The sequence below is a fragment of the Pseudomonas amygdali genome (genome assembly GCF_002699855.1).
GTDB lineage: Bacteria > Pseudomonadota > Gammaproteobacteria > Pseudomonadales > Pseudomonadaceae > Aquipseudomonas > Aquipseudomonas amygdali.
In genome coordinates, this window is record NZ_LKBW01000325.1 from 1 (window position 1) to 20,939 (window position 20,939).

21 protein-coding genes and 1 pseudogene are annotated in these 20,939 nt (G+C 59.1%); 14 read left to right on the forward strand and 8 right to left on the reverse strand.

Annotated features, from left to right (window positions below; translation table 11 throughout):
- Positions 1-197: 197 nt before the first annotated feature.
- Both AO277_RS27120 and pyrE read right to left on the reverse strand, forming a co-directional pair.
- On the reverse strand, positions 198-830 hold the full coding sequence (locus AO277_RS27120; RefSeq protein ID WP_044319286.1) for a hypothetical protein: 633 nt from the start codon (positions 828-830) through the stop codon (positions 198-200).
- Between the two features lie 10 nt (positions 831-840).
- The gene (gene pyrE, locus AO277_RS27125) at positions 841-1,482 is read right to left on the reverse strand and encodes an orotate phosphoribosyltransferase (protein WP_044319285.1); all 642 of its coding nucleotides are present in this window, start codon (positions 1,480-1,482) and stop codon (positions 841-843) included.
- Positions 1,483-1,564: 82 nt separating this feature from the next.
- Here pyrE and crc point away from each other — a divergent pair, with 82 nt between their 5' ends.
- Entirely contained in the window at positions 1,565-2,344 is a 780-nt protein-coding gene (gene crc / locus AO277_RS27130; protein WP_002551505.1) for a catabolite repression control protein Crc, read from the forward strand.
- 69 nt (positions 2,345-2,413) lie between these two features.
- Here crc and AO277_RS27135 read toward each other — a convergent pair whose 3' ends face one another.
- Positions 2,414-2,782: a DUF4870 domain-containing protein gene (locus tag AO277_RS27135; RefSeq protein ID WP_031595921.1), complete on the reverse strand. Its 369-nt coding sequence runs from the start codon at positions 2,780-2,782 to the stop codon at positions 2,414-2,416.
- A gap of 20 nt (positions 2,783-2,802) precedes the next feature.
- Complete coding sequence (gene rph, locus AO277_RS27140; RefSeq protein ID WP_002551503.1) at positions 2,803-3,525, reverse strand: ribonuclease PH; 723 nt, start codon at positions 3,523-3,525, stop codon at positions 2,803-2,805.
- A gap of 310 nt (positions 3,526-3,835) precedes the next feature.
- On the opposite strand from rph, the gene AO277_RS27145 reads away from it, so the two are divergent.
- From AO277_RS27145 to AO277_RS27170, 6 genes are all read left to right on the forward strand, one after another.
- Complete coding sequence (locus AO277_RS27145; protein ID WP_044319284.1) at positions 3,836-4,699, forward strand: YicC/YloC family endoribonuclease; 864 nt, start codon at positions 3,836-3,838, stop codon at positions 4,697-4,699.
- A 13-nt stretch (positions 4,700-4,712) separates the two neighbouring features.
- The gene (gmk, locus tag AO277_RS27150; protein WP_044319283.1) at positions 4,713-5,357 is read left to right on the forward strand and encodes a guanylate kinase; all 645 of its coding nucleotides are present in this window, start codon (positions 4,713-4,715) and stop codon (positions 5,355-5,357) included.
- 147 nt (positions 5,358-5,504) lie between these two features.
- Complete coding sequence (gene rpoZ, locus AO277_RS27155) at positions 5,505-5,768, forward strand: DNA-directed RNA polymerase subunit omega (protein WP_002551500.1); 264 nt, start codon at positions 5,505-5,507, stop codon at positions 5,766-5,768.
- Between the two features lie 60 nt (positions 5,769-5,828).
- On the forward strand, positions 5,829-7,934 hold the full coding sequence (spoT, locus tag AO277_RS27160) for a bifunctional GTP diphosphokinase/guanosine-3',5'-bis pyrophosphate 3'-pyrophosphohydrolase (protein WP_004655368.1): 2,106 nt from the start codon (positions 5,829-5,831) through the stop codon (positions 7,932-7,934).
- A 24-nt stretch (positions 7,935-7,958) separates the two neighbouring features.
- Complete coding sequence (gene ridA, locus AO277_RS27165; RefSeq protein WP_044319282.1) at positions 7,959-8,339, forward strand: deaminase RidA; 381 nt, start codon at positions 7,959-7,961, stop codon at positions 8,337-8,339.
- Positions 8,340-8,393: 54 nt separating this feature from the next.
- On the forward strand, positions 8,394-9,131 hold the full coding sequence (locus AO277_RS27170) for a hypothetical protein (protein ID WP_004655373.1): 738 nt from the start codon (positions 8,394-8,396) through the stop codon (positions 9,129-9,131).
- 51 nt (positions 9,132-9,182) lie between these two features.
- Here the strand turns inward: AO277_RS27170 and AO277_RS27175 are convergent, their stop codons facing one another.
- Complete coding sequence (locus AO277_RS27175; RefSeq protein WP_044319281.1) at positions 9,183-10,031, reverse strand: SDR family oxidoreductase; 849 nt, start codon at positions 10,029-10,031, stop codon at positions 9,183-9,185.
- 209 nt (positions 10,032-10,240) lie between these two features.
- On the opposite strand from AO277_RS27175, the gene exbB reads away from it, so the two are divergent.
- The 6 genes from exbB (at position 10,241) to AO277_RS27205 (ending at position 16,953) form a co-directional block, all read left to right on the forward strand.
- Complete coding sequence (exbB, locus tag AO277_RS27180; protein ID WP_044319280.1) at positions 10,241-11,194, forward strand: tonB-system energizer ExbB; 954 nt, start codon at positions 10,241-10,243, stop codon at positions 11,192-11,194.
- A 3-nt stretch (positions 11,195-11,197) separates the two neighbouring features.
- Positions 11,198-11,623, forward strand: a complete 426-nt coding sequence (gene exbD / locus AO277_RS27185) for a TonB system transport protein ExbD (protein WP_044319279.1) — start codon at positions 11,198-11,200, stop codon at positions 11,621-11,623.
- Positions 11,620-12,366, forward strand: a complete 747-nt coding sequence (locus AO277_RS27190; RefSeq protein WP_044319278.1) for an energy transducer TonB — start codon at positions 11,620-11,622, stop codon at positions 12,364-12,366. Before exbD ends, AO277_RS27190 begins: the two co-directional genes overlap by 4 nt.
- Before the next feature lie 92 nt (positions 12,367-12,458).
- Positions 12,459-13,382: a hydrogen peroxide-inducible genes activator gene (locus AO277_RS27195; RefSeq protein ID WP_002551493.1), complete on the forward strand. Its 924-nt coding sequence runs from the start codon at positions 12,459-12,461 to the stop codon at positions 13,380-13,382.
- Between the two features lie 11 nt (positions 13,383-13,393).
- Complete coding sequence (recG, locus tag AO277_RS27200) at positions 13,394-15,469, forward strand: ATP-dependent DNA helicase RecG (RefSeq protein WP_044319277.1); 2,076 nt, start codon at positions 13,394-13,396, stop codon at positions 15,467-15,469.
- Between the two features lie 86 nt (positions 15,470-15,555).
- Positions 15,556-16,953, forward strand: a complete 1,398-nt coding sequence (locus AO277_RS27205) for an aminoacyl-tRNA deacylase and HDOD domain-containing protein (protein WP_044319276.1) — start codon at positions 15,556-15,558, stop codon at positions 16,951-16,953.
- A 66-nt stretch (positions 16,954-17,019) separates the two neighbouring features.
- On the opposite strand, the gene AO277_RS27210 is transcribed toward AO277_RS27205, so the two are convergent.
- On the reverse strand, positions 17,020-17,421 hold the full coding sequence (locus tag AO277_RS27210; protein ID WP_002551490.1) for a GFA family protein: 402 nt from the start codon (positions 17,419-17,421) through the stop codon (positions 17,020-17,022).
- Positions 17,422-17,715: 294 nt separating this feature from the next.
- Between AO277_RS27210 and AO277_RS27215 the strand changes: the two genes are divergently transcribed.
- Complete coding sequence (locus AO277_RS27215; RefSeq protein ID WP_044319275.1) at positions 17,716-19,023, forward strand: CitMHS family transporter; 1,308 nt, start codon at positions 17,716-17,718, stop codon at positions 19,021-19,023.
- 69 nt (positions 19,024-19,092) lie between these two features.
- On the opposite strand, the pseudogene AO277_RS27220 reads toward AO277_RS27215, so the two are convergent.
- Together AO277_RS27220 and AO277_RS27225 are read right to left on the reverse strand one after the other, a co-directional pair.
- Positions 19,093-19,683: pseudogene (locus AO277_RS27220) on the reverse strand (ATP-binding protein); the annotation flags it as partial.
- Positions 19,684-19,988: 305 nt separating this feature from the next.
- Positions 19,989-20,219, reverse strand: coding sequence for a helix-turn-helix domain-containing protein (locus tag AO277_RS27225; RefSeq protein ID WP_044319274.1), 231 nt, complete (start codon positions 20,217-20,219; stop codon positions 19,989-19,991).
- Between the last annotated feature and the right edge of the window lie 720 nt (positions 20,220-20,939).

The window sequence follows — 20,939 nt, forward strand, 5'->3', positions numbered from 1 at the left end:
GCTGCGAGTTTTGCCTGCACTGTATATTTACCCATGACGCCTCCAAAGGTTGCGTCCAACCTTCGGGGGTCATACCAGAGCGTGAGGAACGATAGGTGTCTGGCTTCGACCCCTTTCGCGAACAAGTTCGCTCCTACGGCCTTCGGCCAGAATCAAAAACAGGCGTGGGCATGCGCTTCTGGACGCTCTGCGTCCTGTCATTGAGTCAGCCGCTGTACGCGCAGGCGATCTTCGGCGAAATCTGCTTCAGCCTTTACCCGTGCGGCCTGATACCCGGCGATATCGGTTTGCAGCTTCTGCTGCTGATCGCGCAAGTCATTCAACTGATCGACCAGCCCCTGCTGAACAGGACGCCCCGCACGCTCCAGGTTGGCTGCCTGGCCTTGCAGATTGCGCTGCTGAGCCGCCAGCCCCTGAATGTTGCCCTCAGCAACGCCAATCAGCGCATCCAGCTCGGCCAGTTTACGGGCCTTGACGCGGTCCACCTCATCGACACTGCTGTAAAGGCTTAACAGCTGTGCATCCGCAGCGGCCTGGCGCTTGTCTGCTTCGGACTGACGGATCTGCTCGGCAGTCGGCGCAGGCGGTACGACCTGAACCACCCGACCACGACTGTTGAGCACTTCATAGCCTTTGGCAACGTAGTCGGGCGGCACGCCTTGCGTGTCGATCACCGTCACCCCGCGGCTGTCGACGTAGCGATAAAGCCGTGGCTCAGGTGCGTCGGCCGCTTGGGCGAGCATGGGCGCAAGCATGACCACAGCCAGCAAGGCCCGAAAACCGCTCAGCGCGCCTGAAACCGATCGCCAAGACCTGCCGCCGACTGCCATAGGCACGTCCTCAGATTCCGAATTGCGCGCGATAGGCTTCGACAGCAGGCAGATGCTGCTTGAGTTGCGGATCGTCGGCCAGGAACTCGAGCACCTGATTCAGCGACACGATACTCACCACCGGAATCCCGAAGTCACGCTCGACTTCCTGAATCGCCGACAGTTCGCCATTGCCACGCTCCTGACGATTGAGCGCGATCAGCACGCCCGCAGCTGTCGCGTCCTGGTCCTTGATGATCTGCATGACCTCACGGATCGCAGTGCCCGCAGTGATCACGTCGTCGATGATCAGCACGTTACCGGTCAGCGGTGACCCCACCAGACTGCCGCCTTCGCCGTGCGCCTTGGCTTCCTTGCGGTTGAAACACCACGGCAGATCACGGTCATGATGCTCGGCCAGCGCCACAGCAGCGGCCGATGCGAGCGGAATGCCCTTGTAGGCCGGACCGAAAAGAACGTCGAAGGCAATACCGCTTTCAACCACGGCTGCCGCGTAGAAACGCCCCAGCTGTGCCAGTGCGGAACCGGTGTTGAACAGCCCCGCATTGAAGAAGTACGGGCTGGTGCGCCCGGACTTGAGAGTGAACTCACCGAAGCGCAGAACACCGCGATCGATGGCAAAACGAATAAAATCGCGTTGATACGCTTGCATGAAAAAAGCTCCGAATACCACGGATTTAGCTAATTAGGTAGAGCTCGGGTATCATACACGCACGTGATTTTTGGGGCCATTTATGCGGATCATCAGTGTGAACGTAAATGGCATTCAGGCTGCGGTCGAGCGTGGTTTGCTCAGCTGGCTGCAAGCTCAGAATGCCGACGTCATCTGCTTACAGGACACCCGCGCCTCCACCTTTGAACTGGATGATCCAGCCTTTCAGCTGGACGGTTACTTCCTCTATGCCTGCGAAGCCGAGGTTCCCGCTCAGGGTGGTGTGGCGCTGTATTCGCGCTTGCAGCCGAAGGCGGTAATCAGCGGCCTCGGCTTCGAGACAGCCGACCGCTACGGGCGCTACCTGCAAGCAGATTTCGACAAGGTCAGTATCGCTACCCTGCTCTTTCCGTCAGGGATGAATGGCGATGAAGACCTGAATCAGAAATTCAAGCTCATGGACGATTTCGGCAAGTACATGGACAAGCAACGCCGCAAGCGTCGCGAATACATCTATTGCGGATCGCTCTATGTCGCGCAGCAGAAGCTCGACATCAAAAACTGGCGTGACAGCCAGCAGTCTCCTGGCTTCCTGGCGCCTGAACGCGCCTGGATGGACGAGATTGTCGGCACCATGGGCTATGTCGATGCCCTGCGTGAAGTCAGCCGCGAAGGTGATCAGTACAGCTGGTGGCCGGATAACGAACAGGCCGAGATGCTGAATCTGGGCTGGCGCTTCGATTATCAGATACTGACCCCAGGCCTGCGCCGCTTCGTGCGCAGCGCCCGTCTGCCACGCCAGCCGCGCTTCTCGCAACACGCGCCGCTGATCGTGGATTACGACTGGACCCTGACTATCTGATAGCCAGGCGAACAGCGCACACGAAAAAGCCGACTTCAAGTCGGCTTTTTGCGTTGCTCGCGCTATGCATTATTTCAACAGGCGCCAGGTGAAGGGGTAACGATATTCCAGTCCGCTGTTTGCCTTCACCCCGGCGATAACCGTAAGTATGAAAGCACCGAGGCACACCAGCATGAACAGTGCGATGCCGATTACCACGAACATCAGCATTATGCATATCAGGCCTGCAATCGCGGCAGTGATCTGAAAGTTCAGCGCTTCTTTGCCCTGCGAATCAATGAACGGGTCTGTCTCCCTCTTCATTTGCCAGAGAATCAATGGCGCAAGGAGATTGCCAAAGGGGAAGACCAGTCCAATGAGAGCGGATAAATGACAGAACATCGCCCACTGACGGGCTTCCCGGCTGGGTTTGTACAAGGGCTGCGGACTGTCATTCATCATCAAACGCTCCTTATTTATCAATCGGCCAGTGCGGCACGCTGCAGTTCAAACAACTCGGTAATGCCCTTCTGTGCCAGGGCGAGCATCGCGTTCAGCTCTTCAGGCTGGAATGGCGCGCCTTCGGCAGTGCCCTGTACTTCAATGAAGCCGCCTGCACTGGTCATGACCACGTTCAGGTCGGTTTCCGCAGCGGAATCTTCCAGGTAATCGAGGTCAAGCACCGGCTCGCCCTGATACATGCCGACCGAAACGGCTGCGATCATCTGCTTGAGCGGGTCACCGCCCTTCAGGCCGCCACGCTTCTTGATCACTTTCAAGGCGTCTGCCAGAGCAACCATTGCGCCGGTGATGGACGCGGTGCGAGTGCCGCCGTCCGCTTGAATGACATCGCAATCGACGTACAGGGTCACGTCGCCCAGCTTGGACATGTCCAGCGCAGCGCGCAGCGAACGACCGATCAGGCGCTGGATTTCGAGTGTACGACCACCCTGCTTGCCGCGACTGGCTTCACGCTGGTTACGCTCGCCGGTAGCGCGCGGCAGCATGCCGTACTCGGCAGTCAGCCAACCCTGGCCCTGTCCCTTGAGGAAGCGTGGTACGCCGTTTTCGACGCTGACGGTGCAAATCACCTTGGTATCACCAAACTCGACCAGTACAGAACCCTCGGCGTGTTTGGTGTAGTTGCGGGTGATGCGGATCGAGCGGAGCTGATCGGCGGCGCGACCACTTGGACGTTTCATCTGGGATACCTGTACTGAGACGGAAAACTGCTGGGCATTATAGAGGCCACAGCTGCTGCTGGGCATCTCTAAAAGCCGCCAATGCCGATTTGCTACGAACAGAAGGCTCTGGATCAATACTTTCGACGCTCTGGCGTGATCGCAAGGAATGCCTTGTGTCACTTGTAACGCTGCCGGATTGGGAGCCTGCGCCGCACTGCGCTACAATCCTGCGCCTCTGCAGCCAGTCGGCTTTCACGACACCCATGAGCGCCGATCCTGTGCACTCATGGGTTGAACCACGCTCCTGAATCGATAAGAGGTACTTCCCATGGTGCACAGCATGACTGCCTTTGCCCGCGTAGAGCGAGCCGGTGCCCAAGGCACACTGAGCTGGGAACTGCGCTCGGTCAATCACCGCTATCTGGAGCCTCACCTGCGCCTGCCTGAGTCATTCCGTGATCTGGAAGGTGCGATTCGCGAAGCGCTACGCCAGGGGCTGTCGCGTGGCAAAGTTGAATGCACACTGCGTTTTGTCGAGGAAACCGCCGGCAAACCGCTGCAAGTGGATCTTGAGCGTGCAGGCCAGTTGATCGCTGCAGCCGAATCGGTTGCCGGCCTGATCAAACAGCCTGCCGCGCTGAATCCCCTGGAAGTTCTGGCATGGCCCGGCGTACTGGTGGCCGACGCCAGCGATCCACAGGTGTTGAACACCGAGGCGCTGAAGCTGTTCAATGATGCGCTGACTGAATTAAAGAGCGGGCGCGGACGCGAAGGTGCAGACCTGGCCAGACTGCTTGATGACCGGTTGTCTTCCATCGTCAAGGAGGTTGCCACCCTGCGCACCCTGGTGCCGCAGATGCTGGCAACTCAGCGCCAGAAAGTACTGGATCGCTTTGCCGACATGAAAGCCGAACTGGATCCGCAGCGCCTTGAGCAGGAAATGGTTCTGTTGGCACAGAAAAGCGATGTTGCCGAAGAGCTGGACCGCCTCAGTACACACGTCACCGAGGTCCGTCGCGTGCTCAAGGCTGGCGGTCAGGCAGGCCGGCGCCTTGATTTCCTGATGCAAGAGCTTAACCGCGAAGCGAATACACTGGGCTCCAAGGCCTTTGACCCACGCAGCACGCAGGCTGCCGTCAACCTTAAAGTGTTGATCGAGCAAATGCGCGAGCAAGTGCAGAATATTGAGTAAGGCTGAACCTGACATGACCCATATCACTGGCACCCTGTATATCATTTCCGCCCCATCCGGCGCGGGCAAGACCAGTCTGGTCAAGGCCCTGATGGACGCCCAGCAAGAGCCTCAGCACGGCGCGCAGGCAAAGATTCGCGTCTCTGTCTCGCACACCACACGCGCCATGCGCCCCGGTGAAGTTGACGGCGTGAACTACAACTTCGTCGATCGTGCCACGTTCCTGAGCATGATCGAACACGGCGACTTTCTCGAGCAGGCCGAGGTCTTCGGCAACCTGTACGGCACGTCGCAGAGCCACCTGCAGCAGACGCTGGACGAAGGCCACGACCTGATTCTGGAAATCGACTGGCAGGGTGCGCGTCAGGTTCGTGCGCAGATGCCCCAGGCCCGCTCCATATTCATTTTGCCGCCGACTCAGCAGGCCCTGCGCCAGCGCCTGACCAACCGCGGCCAGGACAGCGACGAGATCATCGAAGCCCGGATGCGTGAGGCGGTCAGCGAAATGAGCCACTACAACGAGTATGAGTACGTGGTGGTCAATGATGACTTCGCCGTCGCGCTGGAAGACCTCAAGGCGATTTTCCGCACCAATCGCCTCACTCAACAGCATCAGCAAGAGCAATACAGCGAGCTTTTTCAGGAGTTGCTGGCTTGATCGAAACGTTTCCAGCCATCAGGCAACAGGTTAAAAGCATGCCGTTGGTGGCATGCCGCTTGATGACTGGTGCTGTCCGCTTGTAAACTACCGAGTCCGCTCGCCCATCCGGGCATCGCGCATCCGCATTTGCTACGAGGAATACCCATGGCCCGCGTAACCGTTGAAGACTGCCTAGAACACGTGGATAACCGCTTTGAGCTAGTCATGCTCTCTACCAAGCGTGCCCGTCAACTGGCAACCGGCGGCAAAGAACCAAAGCTGGCCTGGGAAAATGACAAGCCTACCGTTATGGCACTGCGTGAAATCGCGGCTGGCCTGATGGATTACGCTGTAATCGCAGAAGCCGAAATCGTTGAAGATGAACCATTGTTCGCAGCGTTCGAGGACGAGTCCAACGAGGCCGTCTAAGCCTATGCCAGGTCGACGTAGTACGGCGCAGGGTAAAAGCCATTGGCAAGGGGTAGCGCCTTGCCGAGCATAGACGCCCTCGCCGAAAGACTGTCGGCCTACCTCGGCAAGGACCAGGTCAACCTGGTGCGCCGAGCGTATTTCTATGCCGAACAAGCCCACGATGGCCAGCGCCGTCGCAGTGGTGAAGCCTACGTCACGCATCCTCTTGCGGTGGCGAACATTCTTGCCGACATGCACATGGACCATCAGAGCCTGATGGCTGCGATGCTGCATGACGTCATCGAAGACACCGGGATTGCCAAGGAAGCGCTCAGCGCGCAGTTTGGCGAGACTGTCGCGGAACTGGTCGACGGGGTCAGCAAACTGACCCAGATGAACTTCGAGACCAAGGCCGAAGCCCAGGCGGAAAACTTCCAGAAAATGGCGATGGCCATGGCGCGCGACATTCGCGTCATTCTGGTCAAGCTCGCCGACCGCCTGCACAACATGCGCACGCTGGAAGTCCTGTCTGGCGAAAAGCGTCGGCGCATCGCCAAGGAAACCCTCGAAATCTATGCGCCCATCGCCAATCGGCTGGGCATGCACAGTGTGCGTATCGAATTCGAGGACCTGGGCTTCAAGGCGATGTACCCGATGCGCTCCTCGCGAATCAACCAGGCGGTCAAGCGCGCCAGGGGCAATCGCAAGGAACTGGTCAACAAGATCGAAGAGTCCCTGAGTCATTGTCTGGCCGTCGATGGCATCGAAGGCGACGTCAGTGGGCGGCAGAAACATCTGTATGGCATCTACAAGAAGATGCGCGGCAAGCGTCGCGCCTTCAACGAGATCATGGATGTCTACGCGTTCCGCATCATCGTCGACAAGGTCGACACCTGCTATCGCGTGCTTGGCGCTGTACATAATTTGTACAAGCCGCTGCCCGGCCGCTTCAAGGACTACATTGCGATCCCCAAGGCCAACGGCTATCAGTCCCTGCATACGACCTTGTTCGGTATGCATGGCGTACCGATCGAAATCCAGATTCGCACCCGCGAAATGGAAGAGATGGCCAACAACGGCATCGCTGCACACTGGCTGTACAAATCCAGCGACGACGAGCAGCCAAAAGGCACTCATGCCCGTGCCCGGCAGTGGGTCAAGGGTGTGCTGGAAATGCAGCAGCGTGCTGGCAACTCTCTGGAGTTCATTGAAAGCGTCAAGATCGACCTGTTCCCGGACGAGGTTTACGTTTTCACGCCCAAAGGCCGGATCATGGAGCTGCCCAAAGGCTCCACGGCGGTGGATTTCGCCTATGCGGTACACACCGACGTCGGCAACAGCTGCATTGCTTGCCGGATCAACCGCCGGCTGGCGCCGCTGTCCGAACCGCTGCAAAGCGGCTCGACCGTCGAGATTGTCAGTGCGCCCGGCGCACGTCCGAACCCGGCATGGCTGAACTTCGTCGTGACCGGCAAGGCGCGTACGCATATTCGCCACGCGCTCAAGCTGCAACGCCGCTCCGAGTCGATCAACCTCGGCGAGCGCCTGCTGAACAAGGTGCTCAACGGCTTCGAATGCAGTCTCGACAAGATCACTCAGGAACGCATTCAGCTGGTGCTCAACGAGTACCGGGTCGAAGTGCTGGAAGACCTGCTCGAAGACATCGGGCTGGGCAATCGCATGGCCTATGTCGTCGCTCGCCGCCTGCTGGGCGAGGGCGAGCAGTTGCCAAGCCCTGAAGGTCCGCTGGCGATTCGTGGTACCGAAGGCCTGGTGCTCAGCTACGCCAAATGCTGCACGCCAATCCCTGGCGACCCTATTGTCGGCCACCTGTCTGCAGGCAAGGGCATGGTTGTGCATCTGGATAACTGCCGCAACATCAGCGAAATCCGTCACAACCCGGAAAAATGCATCCAGTTGTCATGGGCCAAGGATGTCACCGGCGAATTCAACGTCGAATTGCGTGTCGAACTCGAGCATCAGCGCGGCCTGATCGCTCTGCTGGCCAGCAGCGTCAACGCGGCCGACGGCAATATCGAAAAAATCAGTATGGACGAACGCGATGGTCGCATCAGCGTGGTCCAACTGGTGGTCAGCGTGCACGACCGTGTGCATCTGGCTCGTGTGATCAAGAAACTGCGCGCCCTGACCGGTGTCACACGCATCACCCGGATGCGCGCGTAGGCCATCCCATCATCAGGAGTTCTCATGACCAAGACTGTCATCACCAGCGATAAAGCCCCTGCGGCAATCGGCCCGTACTCTCAGGCAATTAAAGCTGGCAATACCGTCTACATGTCCGGACAGATCCCGCTGGACCCGAACAGCATGGAGCTGGTCGAAGGCATCGAAGCGCAGATCACCCAGGTCTTCGAAAACCTGAAGTCTGTTGCCGAAGCGGCGGGCGGATCCTTCAAGGACATCGTCAAACTGAACATCTTTCTGACCGACCTGGGCCACTTCGCCAAGGTCAACGAGATCATGGGTACCTATTTCACCCAGCCTTATCCGGCTCGCGCAGCCATCGGCGTTGCGGCATTGCCGCGCGGCGCCCAGGTTGAAATGGACGCGATTCTCGTCATCGAATAATCCCCCGACGGAGCGTGCCTTGCGCTCCGTTCTCCCTGAAGGAAGGAATCCGTTATGCGCTCCGCGCTAGCCATCTCGCTGCTCGCCGTCATTCTGGGCGGCTGCGCCAGCCACGCCGACCGCAATCCGGACGGCACCTGGATCAACCAGACCGCCATCGACGCCGCCGTCAAACAAGGCAACCTGCGTCAAGCCCTGCTCGCCAACGGCCCCAATCTGGAGTGGAAAATCAACTCCAAAGCCAATCAGGCCATCTATTCCAATGGTTTCGAGCTGGGTGAAGGCAAGATTGTCAGCGCCGCTGAAGGCAAGCTGCACATCGACTTCTACGGCAACTTCTTCGAAGACCTGAGCGTGAAAGGTGATGAGCTGGTTCAAGCTGCCAGCGAGTCAGGTCCTGAGCAGCACTTCCAGAAGCCCGAGAACCCGGCACCGGAAGGCGCTCAGCCTGGCACCAGTTTCGAGAAAGCCTTGTATGGTGCCTACATGGGCGGCAAATGGACCATCGTAGAAGGCGACGGCCAAGGCAGCACCGTGCAATTCATGCCTGACGGCAGTGTGCAGGGGCTTCCCGAAAACGATCGCTACGCACTATGCCTGGCGGGCGATTGCGCAGCCATGAGCGGCGAATACGACAGCATGTGGCTGGAGAAAGCCGAAAAAGGCAACCCGTGGATCTTTGCTCGCAAAGGCAAGCAGTTGGAGATATTCCAGGCTATGAACAATGCCGGTGCTGACCAGATGCCCGAGCTGCGTCCAGGCCCACGTCGCTGGTTGCTCGAACAGCAATAAGCGACTCACGCTTCAGGAGCGCCCTTCAAGGCGCTCCTGACGGCGACTTGTTTACCCCAGCAATGCCGCATAGCCAGCCCGATAATCCGGGTACACCGGCACCCATCCCAGTGCGCGCGCCCTGGCATTGCTGCAACGCTTGCTGCCCACGCGCTGCACGCTGACCTCTTCCGACCATTCGGTCACCCCCAGATACTCACGTATCCACGCCACCACATCGGCCAGCGCAGCAGGATCGTCGTCAACGCCTAGATAGCAATTCTCCAGTGCCACACCTCGTTGATCCGCCTGAAGCAGATGCTCCAGCAAACTGGCGGCATCGTCCGCATGAATGCGATTGGCGTAGACCGGAGGATCAATTCTGACACTGTGCCCCTGACGCACGCGGTTCGACAGATCACTGCGTCCGGGCCCGTAGATACCGGTCAGCCTCACCGCCGTGGCTGGCAGTCCGCTGTTCAGCGCCAGCTGCTCGGCTTCCAGCATCACAGTGCCGGTGTAGTTGGCCGGTTCGGTGACGGAGTCTTCATCAACCCACTCCCCTTTCTGCTGACCGTAGACACCGCTGCTTGAGACGAAGATCAACCGCTTTGGACGCTGCCCGGCCTGCTCAAGCCAGCTCAATACATTGCGCAGCCCCTCGACATAAGCCATCCGGTAACCCGCTTCGTCACGCTGCGAAGGCGTTGCGCAATACACCACATAGTCCAGTGCCGCAGTGGGCCACAGGGCAGGCTTGCAGGTATCGAACAAATCGCCCGCCACACCGTGAACACCGGCAGGCAGCTCGGAAACAGTACGCCGCAGCCCATGCACGGTCCAGCCGTGAGGCAGCAGGCGGGTCGCAAGTCGCGAACCAATGTCACCGCAGCCGGCGATTAGAAGCGAAGGGGCAGTCATTCGGTATCTCCATAACAGGTGGTGTCAGCGCCGTACAAAATGATCATCGGCAGGCGAAAATTCGGGCGAATATGTAAAAAAGATACTGTATTACTTTTGTTAACAAGAACGATTTGCAATAATGGCAGCCCATTTGTTCCCTGTGAGCGTCGAGAGCACTGAACGACGCACTGGAACCATCCCCTATTTTTCTCTCAGGTCCGGCCAGCATGACACGCATTCAATCAATCGCTTCGCCTACCCGGATGCCTCGCCTGCCTCGTGCATGGCGCGGTGTCGCAGCCCTCGTCTTGAGCCTGATGTTCGTACCTATGGCCCTTGCAGATCAATCGGCACCGACTGCGGCCCCTGCAACCTCTGCCGCACCTGCGGCGACAGCTCCTGTCGCGCCTGATGCAGCCCCCCCCGTGCAGGCTCTGGAGCCTGCAGCCGAAGACAACAGCCTGGGCATGGCACATGACCTGTCGCCATGGGGCATGTACCAGAACGCCGACGTCGTGGTCAAAGCGGTCATGATCGGTCTGGCCATCGCATCGATCATTACGTGGACCATCTGGATCTCCAAGGGTTTCGAACTGCTGGGTGCCAAGCGCCGGTTGCGTGGTGAAATCGTCAACCTGAAAAAAGCCCGCTCCCTGAACGAAGCGAGCTCGACCGCCAGCAAGGAAGGCACCCTCGCCCACCTGCTGGTGCATGACGCTCTTGAAGAGATGCGCCTGTCGGCCAACAGCCGTGAGCGCGAAGGGATCAAGGAGCGTGTCAGCTTCCGCCTCGAGCGCCTGGTCGCAGCCTGCGGCCGCAACATGAGCATGGGCACCGGCGTACTGGCGACCATCGGCTCTACCGCACCGTTCGTGGGTTTGTTCGGTACGGTATGGGGCATCATGAACAGCTTCATCGGCATCGCCAAGACCCAGACCACCAACCTCGCTGTCGTGGCACCGGGTATCGCCGAGGCCCTGCTGGCCACGGCACTGGGTCTGGTTGCCGCAATTCCTGCGGTAGTGATCTACAACGTGTTCGCCCGCTCCATCGCCGGTTACAAGGCTCAGGTTTCTGATGCTTCGGCCCAGGTTCTGCTGCTGGTCAGCCGCGACCTGGATCATCTGCCAGAACCGACCGAGCGCAATCAACAACAACCGCACATGGTCAAGGTGGGCTAACACGTGGGCCTGCATCTTAACGAAGGCGGCGATGAGCTCGCCGAGAACCATGAAATCAACGTGACGCCGTTCATCGACGTCATGCTGGTGTTGCTGATCATCTTCATGGTGGCTGCACCGTTGGCGACCGTGGACATCAAGGTCGACCTGCCGGCATCCACTGCCACGCCACAGCCCAGGCCCGAGAAGCCGATCTTCCTCAGCGTCAAGACCGACAAGAGCCTGTATCTGGGTGAAGAGAAGGTTGCCCGCGACCAGATCGGTCAGGTGCTGGACACCCGGACCAAGGGCAAGAAGGACACCACGATCTTCTTCCAGGCCGACAAGGGCGTGGATTACGGCGATCTGATGGAAGTCATGAACACGCTTAGGGGTGCGGGTTACCTCAAGGTTGGTCTGGTGGGTCTTGAGACGGCTGGTAAGAAATGATCAGTACGCGCCAAAAACTGACGCGCTATAGCGGTAGTCTGTTGTTGGTGCTGGCCGTGCACGCTATCGCGATCATCATCGCCGTTCGCTGGCCCGCCTCTCAGGCGATCGAGCTACCGCCAGCGGCCATGATGGTCGAGCTTGCGCCTCTGCCTGAGCCCGCACCGCCGCCACCACCAAAAGTCGTTCAGCCACCTCTGCCGCCAGCCCCTGAAGAACCAGAGCCTATGCCGGAAGTCGCGCAAGCGCCGAAGCCGGAAATCGTGGTGCCCAAAAAGGTTGAAAAGCCCAAGCCAAAACCGCAGCCGCCAAAGCCGCAGAAGAAGCCTGAGCCGCCTCAGGAAAAACCTGCTGACGAAAAACCGGTCGACACGCCGCCTACGACTGCCAAACCGGAAAAAGCAGCTGCTCCGAAGCCCGCTCCTGCGCCTGCGCCGCCCAGCAATGCGCTGCCAAGCTGGCAGGGTGACCTGTTAAGTCATCTGGGCAAGTACAAGAAGTATCCCGAGGATGCGCGTCGTCGTGGCATGCAGGGTGTTGCACGCCTGCGCTTCGTTGTCGATGCTGACGGCAACGTGCTGTCTTACTCGATTGCCAACAGTTCAGGCAGCCCGGCGCTGGATCGAGCGACCATGGAAATGATCCGTCGCGCTCAGCCGCTGCCCAAACCGCCCAAGGAAATCCTCAACAACGGCACCATTGAAATCCTCGCACCGTTCGTTTATTCACTGGATAAACGCTGAATTGTACTTTTGTTACTTGTGAGTGCTTCTGATAACGTGCGTCTATCGATCGCACCCGCTATGCTGGGGTCGCAACTTCATGGACGCACGTTATGACTCTTACAGAATTACGCTACATCGTCACGCTTGCCCAGGAGCAGCACTTTGGCCATGCGGCTGAGCGCTGCCACGTCAGCCAGCCAACGCTGTCGGTGGGCGTCAAGAAACTAGAAGACGAACTCGGTGTGCTCATTTTCGAGCGCAGCAAGAGCGCCGTGCGCCTGACACCGGTCGGTGAAGGCATCGTTGCGCAAGCGCAGAAAGTGCTGGAGCAGGCTCAAGGTATTCGTGAGCTGGCCCAGGCAGGCAAGAATCAGCTGACCGCGCCGCTGAAAGTCGGCGCTATTTATACCGTCGGCCCTTACCTGTTCCCTCACCTGATTCCACAACTGCACCGGGTTGCGCCGCAGATGCCGTTGTACATCGAAGAAAACTTTACGCATGTGCTGCGCGACAAGCTGCGCAACGGTGAGCTGGATGCCGTCATCATTGCCTTGCCGTTCAACGAAGCCGACGTGCTGACCCTGCCACTTTACGACGAGCCGTTCTCCGTCCTGATGCCGGCCGATCACCCATGGACTCAGAAAGAGACCATCGACGCCTCGGCACTCAACGACAAGAGTCTGTTACTGCTGGGCGAAGGTCACTGCTTCCGTGATCAGGTTCTGGAAGCCTGCCCTACCCTGGGCAAAGGCAATGAAGGCGCCAAGCACACGACAGTAGAATCCAGCTCGCTGGAAACCATTCGGCACATGGTCGCTTCCGGGCTGGGTATTTCGATCCTGCCGCTTTCGGCCGTTGACAGCCACCACTACGCGCCTGGCGTGATCGAAGTCCGCCCGCTGACGCCGCCTGTGCCTTTCCGCACAGTCGCCATCGCCTGGCGCGCAAGCTTCCCGAGACCCAAAGCCATCGAAATTCTCGCTGACTCTGCTCGCCTGTGCTCGGTGGCACGTCCGAAAACAGTCGCAAGTTAGGCAGAAAAGAAATGAGCGAGCTTTCCAGGGTCTCGGTCACGGCGCTCAAGGGCGTCGGTGAAGCGATGGCAGAAAAGCTGGCCAGGGTCGGGCTGGAAACCCTGCAGGACGTGCTGTTCCATCTGCCGTTGCGTTACCAGGACCGGACCCGCGTCGTACCGATTGGCGCATTGCGCCCTGGCCAGGATGCCGTGATCGAAGGCGTGGTCAGCGGCGCCGATGTGGTAATGGGCAAGCGCCGCAGCTTGCTGGTACGGCTTGGCGACGGCACAGGTGTCGTCAGCCTGCGCTTCTACCACTTCAGCAACGCGCAGAAAGAAAGCATGAAGCGTGGCACGCACCTGCGCTGCTTCGGCGAAGCGCGTCCCGGTGCTTCCGGCCTGGAAATCTATCACCCGGAATATCGGGCGATCACCGGTGATGAGCCCGCGCCCGTCGAACAGACCCTCACGCCGATCTATCCCACGACTGAAGGCCTTACCCAGCAGCGCCTGCGTCAGCTGTGTCAGCAAAGCCTGGCGATGCTCGGCCCCAAAAGCCTGCCGGACTGGCTGCCGGATGAGCTGGCCCGCGACTATCAGCTGGCCCCGCTGGATGATGCGATCCGCTATCTGCATCACCCGCCCGCCGATGCCGATGTGGAGGAGCTGGCCCTCGGGCATCACTGGGCGCAACACCGGCTGGCTTTCGAGGAATTGCTTACCCACCAGCTTTCCCAGCAGCGCCTGCGCGAAAGTCTGCGCTCACAGCGCGCACCGGCGTTGCCTGTTGCGAAAAAACTGCCGAAACAATTTCTCGCCAACCTCGGCTTCGCGCCCACGGGTGCCCAGCAGCGGGTCGGCAAGGAAGTTGCCTACGACCTGAGCCAGCCTGAGCCGATGCTGCGGTTGATCCAGGGTGACGTTGGTTCGGGCAAGACCGTGGTCGCCGCGCTGGCTGCCTTGCAAGCGCTGGAAGCAGGTTATCAAGTGGCGCTGATGGCCCCCACCGAGATTCTCGCCGAGCAGCACTACATCAACTTCCAGCGCTGGTTAGAGCCGCTGGGCGTTGGCGTGGCCTGGCTGGCGGGCAAGCTCAAGGGCAAGGCGCGCGCGACGTCCCTGGAGCAGATCGCCAGTGGCACCCCCATGGTAGTGGGCACCCATGCGCTGTGTCAGGACGAAGTGCAGTTCAAGAACCTCGCGCTGGTGATCATCGACGAGCAGCACCGGTTCGGTGTTCAGCAACGTTTGGCGCTGCGTAAAAAGGGCGTCGGCGGCCTGATGTGTCCGCATCAATTGATCATGACCGCCACACCGATTCCACGCACGCTGGCGATGAGCGCCTACGCCGATCTGGACACGTCGATTCTGGACGAACTGCCGCCCGGAAGGACACCGGTCAATACCGTGCTGGTTGCCGACAGCCGCCGCCTGGAAGTCGTGGAGCGTGTGCGCGCAGCTTGCGCCGAAGGTCGCCAGGCCTATTGGGTGTGCACGCTGATCGAAGAATCCGAAGAGCTGACCTGCAAAGCAGCTGAAACCACCTACGAAGAACTGAGCAGTGCCCTGGGTGAGGTTCGCGTCGGATTGATACACGGGCGCATGAAGCCCGCAGAAAAGGCCGCGATCATGGCCGAATTCAAGCAGGGTGCGCTGCAATTGCTGGTAGCAACTACAGTGATCGAAGTTGGGGTCGACGTGCCGAACTCCAGCCTGATGATCATCGAAAACCCCGAGCGCCTCGGTCTGGCTCAATTGCACCAGTTGCGCGGGCGCGTCGGTCGCGGCAGTGCGGTCAGCCATTGTGTGCTGCTCTACCACCCGCCGCTTTCACAGATCGGACGGCAGCGGCTGGGCATCATGCGCGAAACCAACGACGGCTTTGTCATCGCCGAAAAGGACCTTGAACTGCGTGGTCCCGGTGAAATGCTGGGAACCCGACAAACGGGCCTTCTGCAATTCAAGGTCGCCGACCTTATGCGTGACGCAGACCTGCTACCGGCCGTACGCGACGCGGCTCAGGCCCTGTTGGAGCGCTGGCCCCAACATGTCAGCCCACTGCTCGACAGATGGCTGCGTCATGGCCAGCAGTATGGCCAGGTGTGATGCAGGCTACGCTTTGAACACCACGTGCGACCGAAAACGAATAACGTGGTTATACTTCAAAAAATGTAGGAATTTGGACATAGCTCATGACAGAAGTCGCCCACGTCAATGATCCGCAGCACGCGCCGTCGGTAATCCGGCAGTTGCTTGAAAAATTGGCTATCAGCTACAACGAAGTCATGGACAACAAAAGCTTGCCCCCGGCGCGCAAGGTTCAGGCTGTGCTGGTCGAGGACGCTGTCGGTGCGCTGCTTATCCTGTTCCCGCAGAGCCAGTTGCTCGACCTCAGCCGAATCACCGAGCTGACCGGGCGCCAGTTGACCGCTGTGCCGCATGATCGTTTGCAGCGCATGCTCACCAAGCACAACCTGCAAGTGCTGCCGGGGCTCCCGGCACTGACCAGCTCACCGTGCCTTTACGATGATCGCCTGCTGCAAGAGCCGACACTGCTGGTGGGCTCGGGCGAAAAGGGCCTGTTGCTGGAAATCAGCAGTGACGACTTCAAAGGCATGCTGAGCAAGGCCAGTGCCGCGCACTTCGGCCAGTCGGTCGCAGCCATCCGTCCGAACCTGGATCGTCCTGACGACGATCCGGCAGAAATCACCCAGGCCATGCATGTTTTCACGGCGCGTCGCATCCAGCAGCGTCTGGAAGCGACCCTGGAAATACCACCACTGGCCGGAACTGCACAGAAAATCATCAAGCTGCGGGTCGACCCCGATGCGACCATCGATGACATCACCGGCGTAGTCGAAACCGACCCTGCGCTGGCGGCACAGGTCGTGAGCTGGGCGGCATCGCCCTATTACGCGTCGACCGGCAAGATCCGCTCGGTAGAAGATGCAATCGTCCGCGTGCTGGGCTTTGATCTGGTGATCAACCTGGCACTGGGCCTCGCTCTGGGCAAAACCCTGAGTCTGCCCAAGGACCAGCCGCAACAGACCACGCCGTATTGGCAGCAATCCATCTATACAGCTGCCGTCATCGAAGGTCTGACCCGCGCCATTCCACGCGCCAGTCGCCCGGAAGCTGGCCTGAGCTACCTCGCCGGTTTGCTGCACAACTTCGGCTACCTGCTGCTGGCCCATGTGTTTCCGCCACACTTCACCCTGATTTGCCGCCAGCTGGAAGTTAACCCGCACCTGCACCACAGCTTTATTGAGCAGCATTTGCTGGGTATCAGCCGCGAGCAGATCGGGGCCTGGCTGATGCGCTATTGGGACATGCCGGATGAACTCGCCATCGCGCTGCGCTTCCAGCACGACCCCCACTACAAGGGCGAACATCACGTCTACGCCAACCTGGTTTATCTGGCCGTACGTCTGTTGCGGGTGAACGGCATCGGTGCCGGGCCAGAGCAAGAGATTCCTGACGAGTTGTTCGAACGCTTGGGCCTGTCCTGCGAAAAAGCCAACGAGTCAGTGAAAAAAGTGCTGGAGGCCGAGGTACTTCTGCGCGAACTGGCTTCGCAGTTCAGCAAGTAATGCGCTGATGTAATGTGCGAACAGTGCCTAAGGCTCTGGCTCAGGCACTATTTATCTCCTCAAACCTCAGAAAGGCTCGCCTTCTACCCCTGGTAGGTGCTCATCCAGGCGTAGCCAGGGAAGCCGGTTCTCTATCCAGATGTGTCGTGAGGGCGTTGCCAGCTCCGGTTGGTCAAGTGTCGCAATGGTGACGTCGATCTCGTCCGGGCTGTTGCGCGTGAACAACGCCAGGTGAGCGCCGCACTTGCCGCAGAAATAGCGTACGCAGCTGGGTGAGGAGTCATACGCACAGGGGCTGCCTGTCAGCCACGTGAACGAAGCCAGCGGCACACTTGTCCAGGTTACAACCGTTGCACCCGAGGTGCGTCGACAGATGGAGCAATGACAGTGAGCGATGTCCCGCAACGGCGCATCGAACTGGTAACGCAGCCCGCCGCAATGGCAGCCACCCGAGTGTATCTCGCTCATCCATGCTTCTCCTTCATGCCCATAATCCGTGTGACAATAAAATTTCCACAATAGCTGATTGAAAGGTCGGTGAAAGCTTGGCCAATTAGCATCGCCTCACTTCCGGCAAAAAGACCGGCTAGCCAGGAACGGATTCCAACGTGTTTCAGGCCCAATTAACAACAATAATGGTGATTCCGATGCTTGCTGACTTCTCGTTCCACACCCTCCTTGCGCCTCCACTCCACGTACCGATCTGCTGAGCTGACTCGTTCATTTCACGTTCTGTAGCCGTATTACGTCTGGAGTATTCCCATGCTGACTTTCCTTGGCTTTGCCATGGTTATTGCGTTCATGTACCTGATCATGAGCAAGCGCCTGACTGCGCTGATCGCCCTGATTCTGGTTCCAATCATCTTCGCCCTGTTCGGTGGCTTCGCGGCCCAGATCGGCCCGATGATGCTGGCAGGTATCACCAAGCTGGCGCCGACCGGCGTGATGCTGATGTTCGCCATCCTTTATTTTGCGCTGATGATCGACTCCGGCCTGTTCGACCCGGCCGTGCGCAAGATCCTGAAAATGGTCAAGGGCGACCCGATGCGCATTTCGGTCGGCACCGCCGTGCTGGCGCTGGTGGTGTCCCTCGACGGTGATGGCACGACCACCTACATGATCTGCGTCGCCGCCATGCTGCCGCTGTACAGCCGCGTCGGCATGAGCCCGCGCATCATGGCCGGCCTGATCATTCTGGCGGGTGGCGTGATGAACATGACCCCGTGGGGTGGCCCGACCGCTCGTGCGGCCAGTGCCCTGCATGTCGATGCATCCGACATTTTCGTACCGATGATCCCGGCAATGCTGGCTGGCGTGGTTGCGATCCTCGCAATTGCCTACTTCTACGGCAAACGCGAACGCGCTCGTCTGGGTGAACTGCACCTTAAGGGTGATGAAGTCGATCACAGCGAAATCAGCGTCTCGCAATTCCCGGATGCACGTCGTCCAAAGCTGATCTGGTTCAACGGCGCGCTGACCTTCGCACTGATGGTTGCCCTGATCATGGGCCTGCTGCCGCTGCCGGTACTGTTCATGATCGCGTTCAGTATCGCGATGATCATCAACTACCCGAACCTGCAGGACCAGAAGGACCGCGTATCAGCCCACGCCGGTAGCGTTCTGGCAGTGGTCGGCCTGATCTTCGCCGCAGGTATCTTCACCGGTATTCTGTCCGGCACCGGCATGGTCGACGCCATGTCGAAAAGCCTGCTGGCAGTGATCCCGGATGCGCTCGGCCCGTACCTCGCCGTCATCACCGCGCTGGTGAGCATGCCGTTCACTTTCTTCATGTCCAACGACGCGTTCTACTACGGCGTACTGCCAGTGCTGTCCGAAGCCGCTGCCCACTACGGCATAAGCCCGGTTGAAATGGCCCGCGCCTCGATCGTCGGTCAGCCGGTCCACTTGCTCAGCCCTCTGGTGCCATCGACCTACCTGCTGGTTGCCTTGGCCGGTATCGAGTTTGGCGACCATCAGCGCTTCACCCTGAAATGGGCGATTCTGGTGTGCCTGTGCATTCTGGTTGCCGCGCTGCTGATGGGGATCTTCCCGTTCTATAGCAGCATGTAAAACGCAGTACCTGTCACAAAGGCTCGCCGTTGACTTGATCGTTGACGGCGAGTTTTTGCGTTTGGGCGGTCAATTGGTTGAAGGCCGGTACTGCAACGCCTCGGCCAGATGGCTACGAGTGATCGCGTCCACCTGCTCCAGATCAGCCAGCGTTCGCGCCACTTTCAGCAGGCGATGCGCCGAACGTAATGAGAGAGTCAGGCGCTCGCAGGCCGTCTCCAGCCAGCGTTCATCGACACTGGACAGCGCGCAGTGCTCGCGCAGCCCTGGTAGGTCGAGAAAGGCATTGGCACAGCCCTGACGACGTTGCTGCCGTTCTCTGGCCTGCGCAACCACCGCTGCCGCGCTTGCAGTGTTCTCACTGGTGGTCGGGTCGGGGTTGAGGGCTGTGGCTTCGCGGGCGACGGTCAGGTGCAGATCAATCCGGTCCAGCAGCGGGCCGGACAACTTGTTGCGATAACGCTGCACCTGCTCGGAGGAACAACGGCAGCGCCCGGTCGGCTCACCCAGATATCCACAGGGGCATGGGTTCATCGCTGCCACCAGTTGGAACCGCGCCGGAAAGCGCACGCGATCCCGCGCCCGGGAAATCACGATATGCCCGGACTCCAGCGGCTCACGCAAAACCTCCAGCACGCGGCGATCGAACTCCGGCAATTTACTTTTTGAGACCGAGATCACGAAAATTTTGTCAAAAATGAGGGTCACCGTGGATTTCCGGGCGGCCTCGGCTGCTCTGGACGCTTGCCGACGGATCAGACAATGCCAGCTAACGTGTCCGGATCACGTTTGCTCTGAACCCCGAGTAAAGGCGTGCCAGTTTCGTCGCCCGGCAATCGCAGCTAATTGTCTCTCATGGTCGTGGATCATGTTACGCGGTTGCGCTAGCCTTGAACGTAGACCGTCTGGCCAACTCACCTTTCAGCACAGTAGTAATCTCAAGCCTTCTTGAGCGCCATAGTCGATCAGGCGGGATGCAGCTCTGACACCTGAGGCAGTAGGCCGGATGGGTCGCATGCAAGCACACCTGCGATGCGATAAAGCTTCTCGACGGTAATATTTACTTCGCCACGCTCGATTCGGCCCATATAGCTGCGGTCGATATTGCAGGCCAGCGCCAGTGCATCCTGAGAAATCTGGCAGGCTTTCCTCTGCGTTCGGATGCGTCTCCCTAACGCTTTCGCCAACTTGTCCATGCCCGTCTCAATTCCGCTTGAGGCGGTACTATCCTGCGTTTGCGGACACACGAGCCACGGACTATAATCCGCATTTTTAGAAATCCACTTCCTTGGTGCCTCAATGAAATCAGCCTCGTTCCATATTTGAGAGGCGTCTGTATGAGCTGCTTCAGGAGGAAGGGCATACACGATTCACGATTCACGACTCGTGAATTGCGGCATGCTTACGCCATGCGTCTGGATGGCATGAGTTTTCGTATCACCGATGTGCGGCGCTACCCATTGTTTTTCCACGAAGGGTATACGAGCGGCGCCGACTGAATTGGGAGTGGTTTAGCAATTGATATACGTACTTGACCCTGCAGAACGGACTGTCTTCACCAGTACACACTGTGAGTTGGAGGGTATGGTTTTTCTCTTGACTATCACCTCCACTCAGACGGGGATGTGTGATCGCGCTGCAATGGTCAGTTGCGCGTATGAGCTTCAGCACTACATGACTGCCGCCTCGAATGTGGAGATCAGTCACGTCCAAATGCTTTGTCCACCAGCGATCAGCCGCTCAGGTAAATGGAGCCTCGAAGATCTAGATCGAATCACTTGTCTCCAAGGTCTCGCAACTGAGGAAAGTGCTGTGGTGTATCGCACTTCGCAAGGCATTTACAAAATGGGGGATTGAACCGCCCCGGGTTTCTCGGAGACCCTTTTGTTTGAGTCATGCCACCTGGGCAGACTCGG

Bases quoted from the DNA above. Each gene is read 5' to 3' on its own strand.
- AO277_RS27120 (WP_044319286.1), bottom strand. From the start codon at position 830: ATGGCAGTCGGCGGCAGGTCTTGGCGATCGGTTTCAGGCGCGCTGAGC.
- pyrE (WP_044319285.1), bottom strand. From the start codon at position 1,482: ATGCAAGCGTATCAACGCGATTTTATTCGTTTTGCCATCGATCGCGGT.
- crc (WP_002551505.1), top strand. From the start codon at position 1,565: ATGCGGATCATCAGTGTGAACGTAAATGGCATTCAGGCTGCGGTCGAG.
- AO277_RS27135 (WP_031595921.1), bottom strand. From the start codon at position 2,782: ATGAATGACAGTCCGCAGCCCTTGTACAAACCCAGCCGGGAAGCCCGT.
- rph (WP_002551503.1), bottom strand. From the start codon at position 3,525: ATGAAACGTCCAAGTGGTCGCGCCGCCGATCAGCTCCGCTCGATCCGC.
- AO277_RS27145 (WP_044319284.1), top strand. From the start codon at position 3,836: ATGGTGCACAGCATGACTGCCTTTGCCCGCGTAGAGCGAGCCGGTGCC.
- gmk (WP_044319283.1), top strand. From the start codon at position 4,713: ATGACCCATATCACTGGCACCCTGTATATCATTTCCGCCCCATCCGGC.
- rpoZ (WP_002551500.1), top strand. From the start codon at position 5,505: ATGGCCCGCGTAACCGTTGAAGACTGCCTAGAACACGTGGATAACCGC.
- ridA (WP_044319282.1), top strand. From the start codon at position 7,959: ATGACCAAGACTGTCATCACCAGCGATAAAGCCCCTGCGGCAATCGGC.
- AO277_RS27170 (WP_004655373.1), top strand. From the start codon at position 8,394: ATGCGCTCCGCGCTAGCCATCTCGCTGCTCGCCGTCATTCTGGGCGGC.
- AO277_RS27175 (WP_044319281.1), bottom strand. From the start codon at position 10,031: ATGACTGCCCCTTCGCTTCTAATCGCCGGCTGCGGTGACATTGGTTCG.
- exbB (WP_044319280.1), top strand. From the start codon at position 10,241: ATGACACGCATTCAATCAATCGCTTCGCCTACCCGGATGCCTCGCCTG.
- AO277_RS27190 (WP_044319278.1), top strand. From the start codon at position 11,620: ATGATCAGTACGCGCCAAAAACTGACGCGCTATAGCGGTAGTCTGTTG.
- AO277_RS27195 (WP_002551493.1), top strand. From the start codon at position 12,459: ATGACTCTTACAGAATTACGCTACATCGTCACGCTTGCCCAGGAGCAG.
- recG (WP_044319277.1), top strand. From the start codon at position 13,394: ATGAGCGAGCTTTCCAGGGTCTCGGTCACGGCGCTCAAGGGCGTCGGT.
- AO277_RS27205 (WP_044319276.1), top strand. From the start codon at position 15,556: ATGACAGAAGTCGCCCACGTCAATGATCCGCAGCACGCGCCGTCGGTA.
- AO277_RS27210 (WP_002551490.1), bottom strand. From the start codon at position 17,421: ATGAGCGAGATACACTCGGGTGGCTGCCATTGCGGCGGGCTGCGTTAC.
- AO277_RS27215 (WP_044319275.1), top strand. From the start codon at position 17,716: ATGCTGACTTTCCTTGGCTTTGCCATGGTTATTGCGTTCATGTACCTG.
- AO277_RS27225 (WP_044319274.1), bottom strand. From the start codon at position 20,219: ATGGACAAGTTGGCGAAAGCGTTAGGGAGACGCATCCGAACGCAGAGG.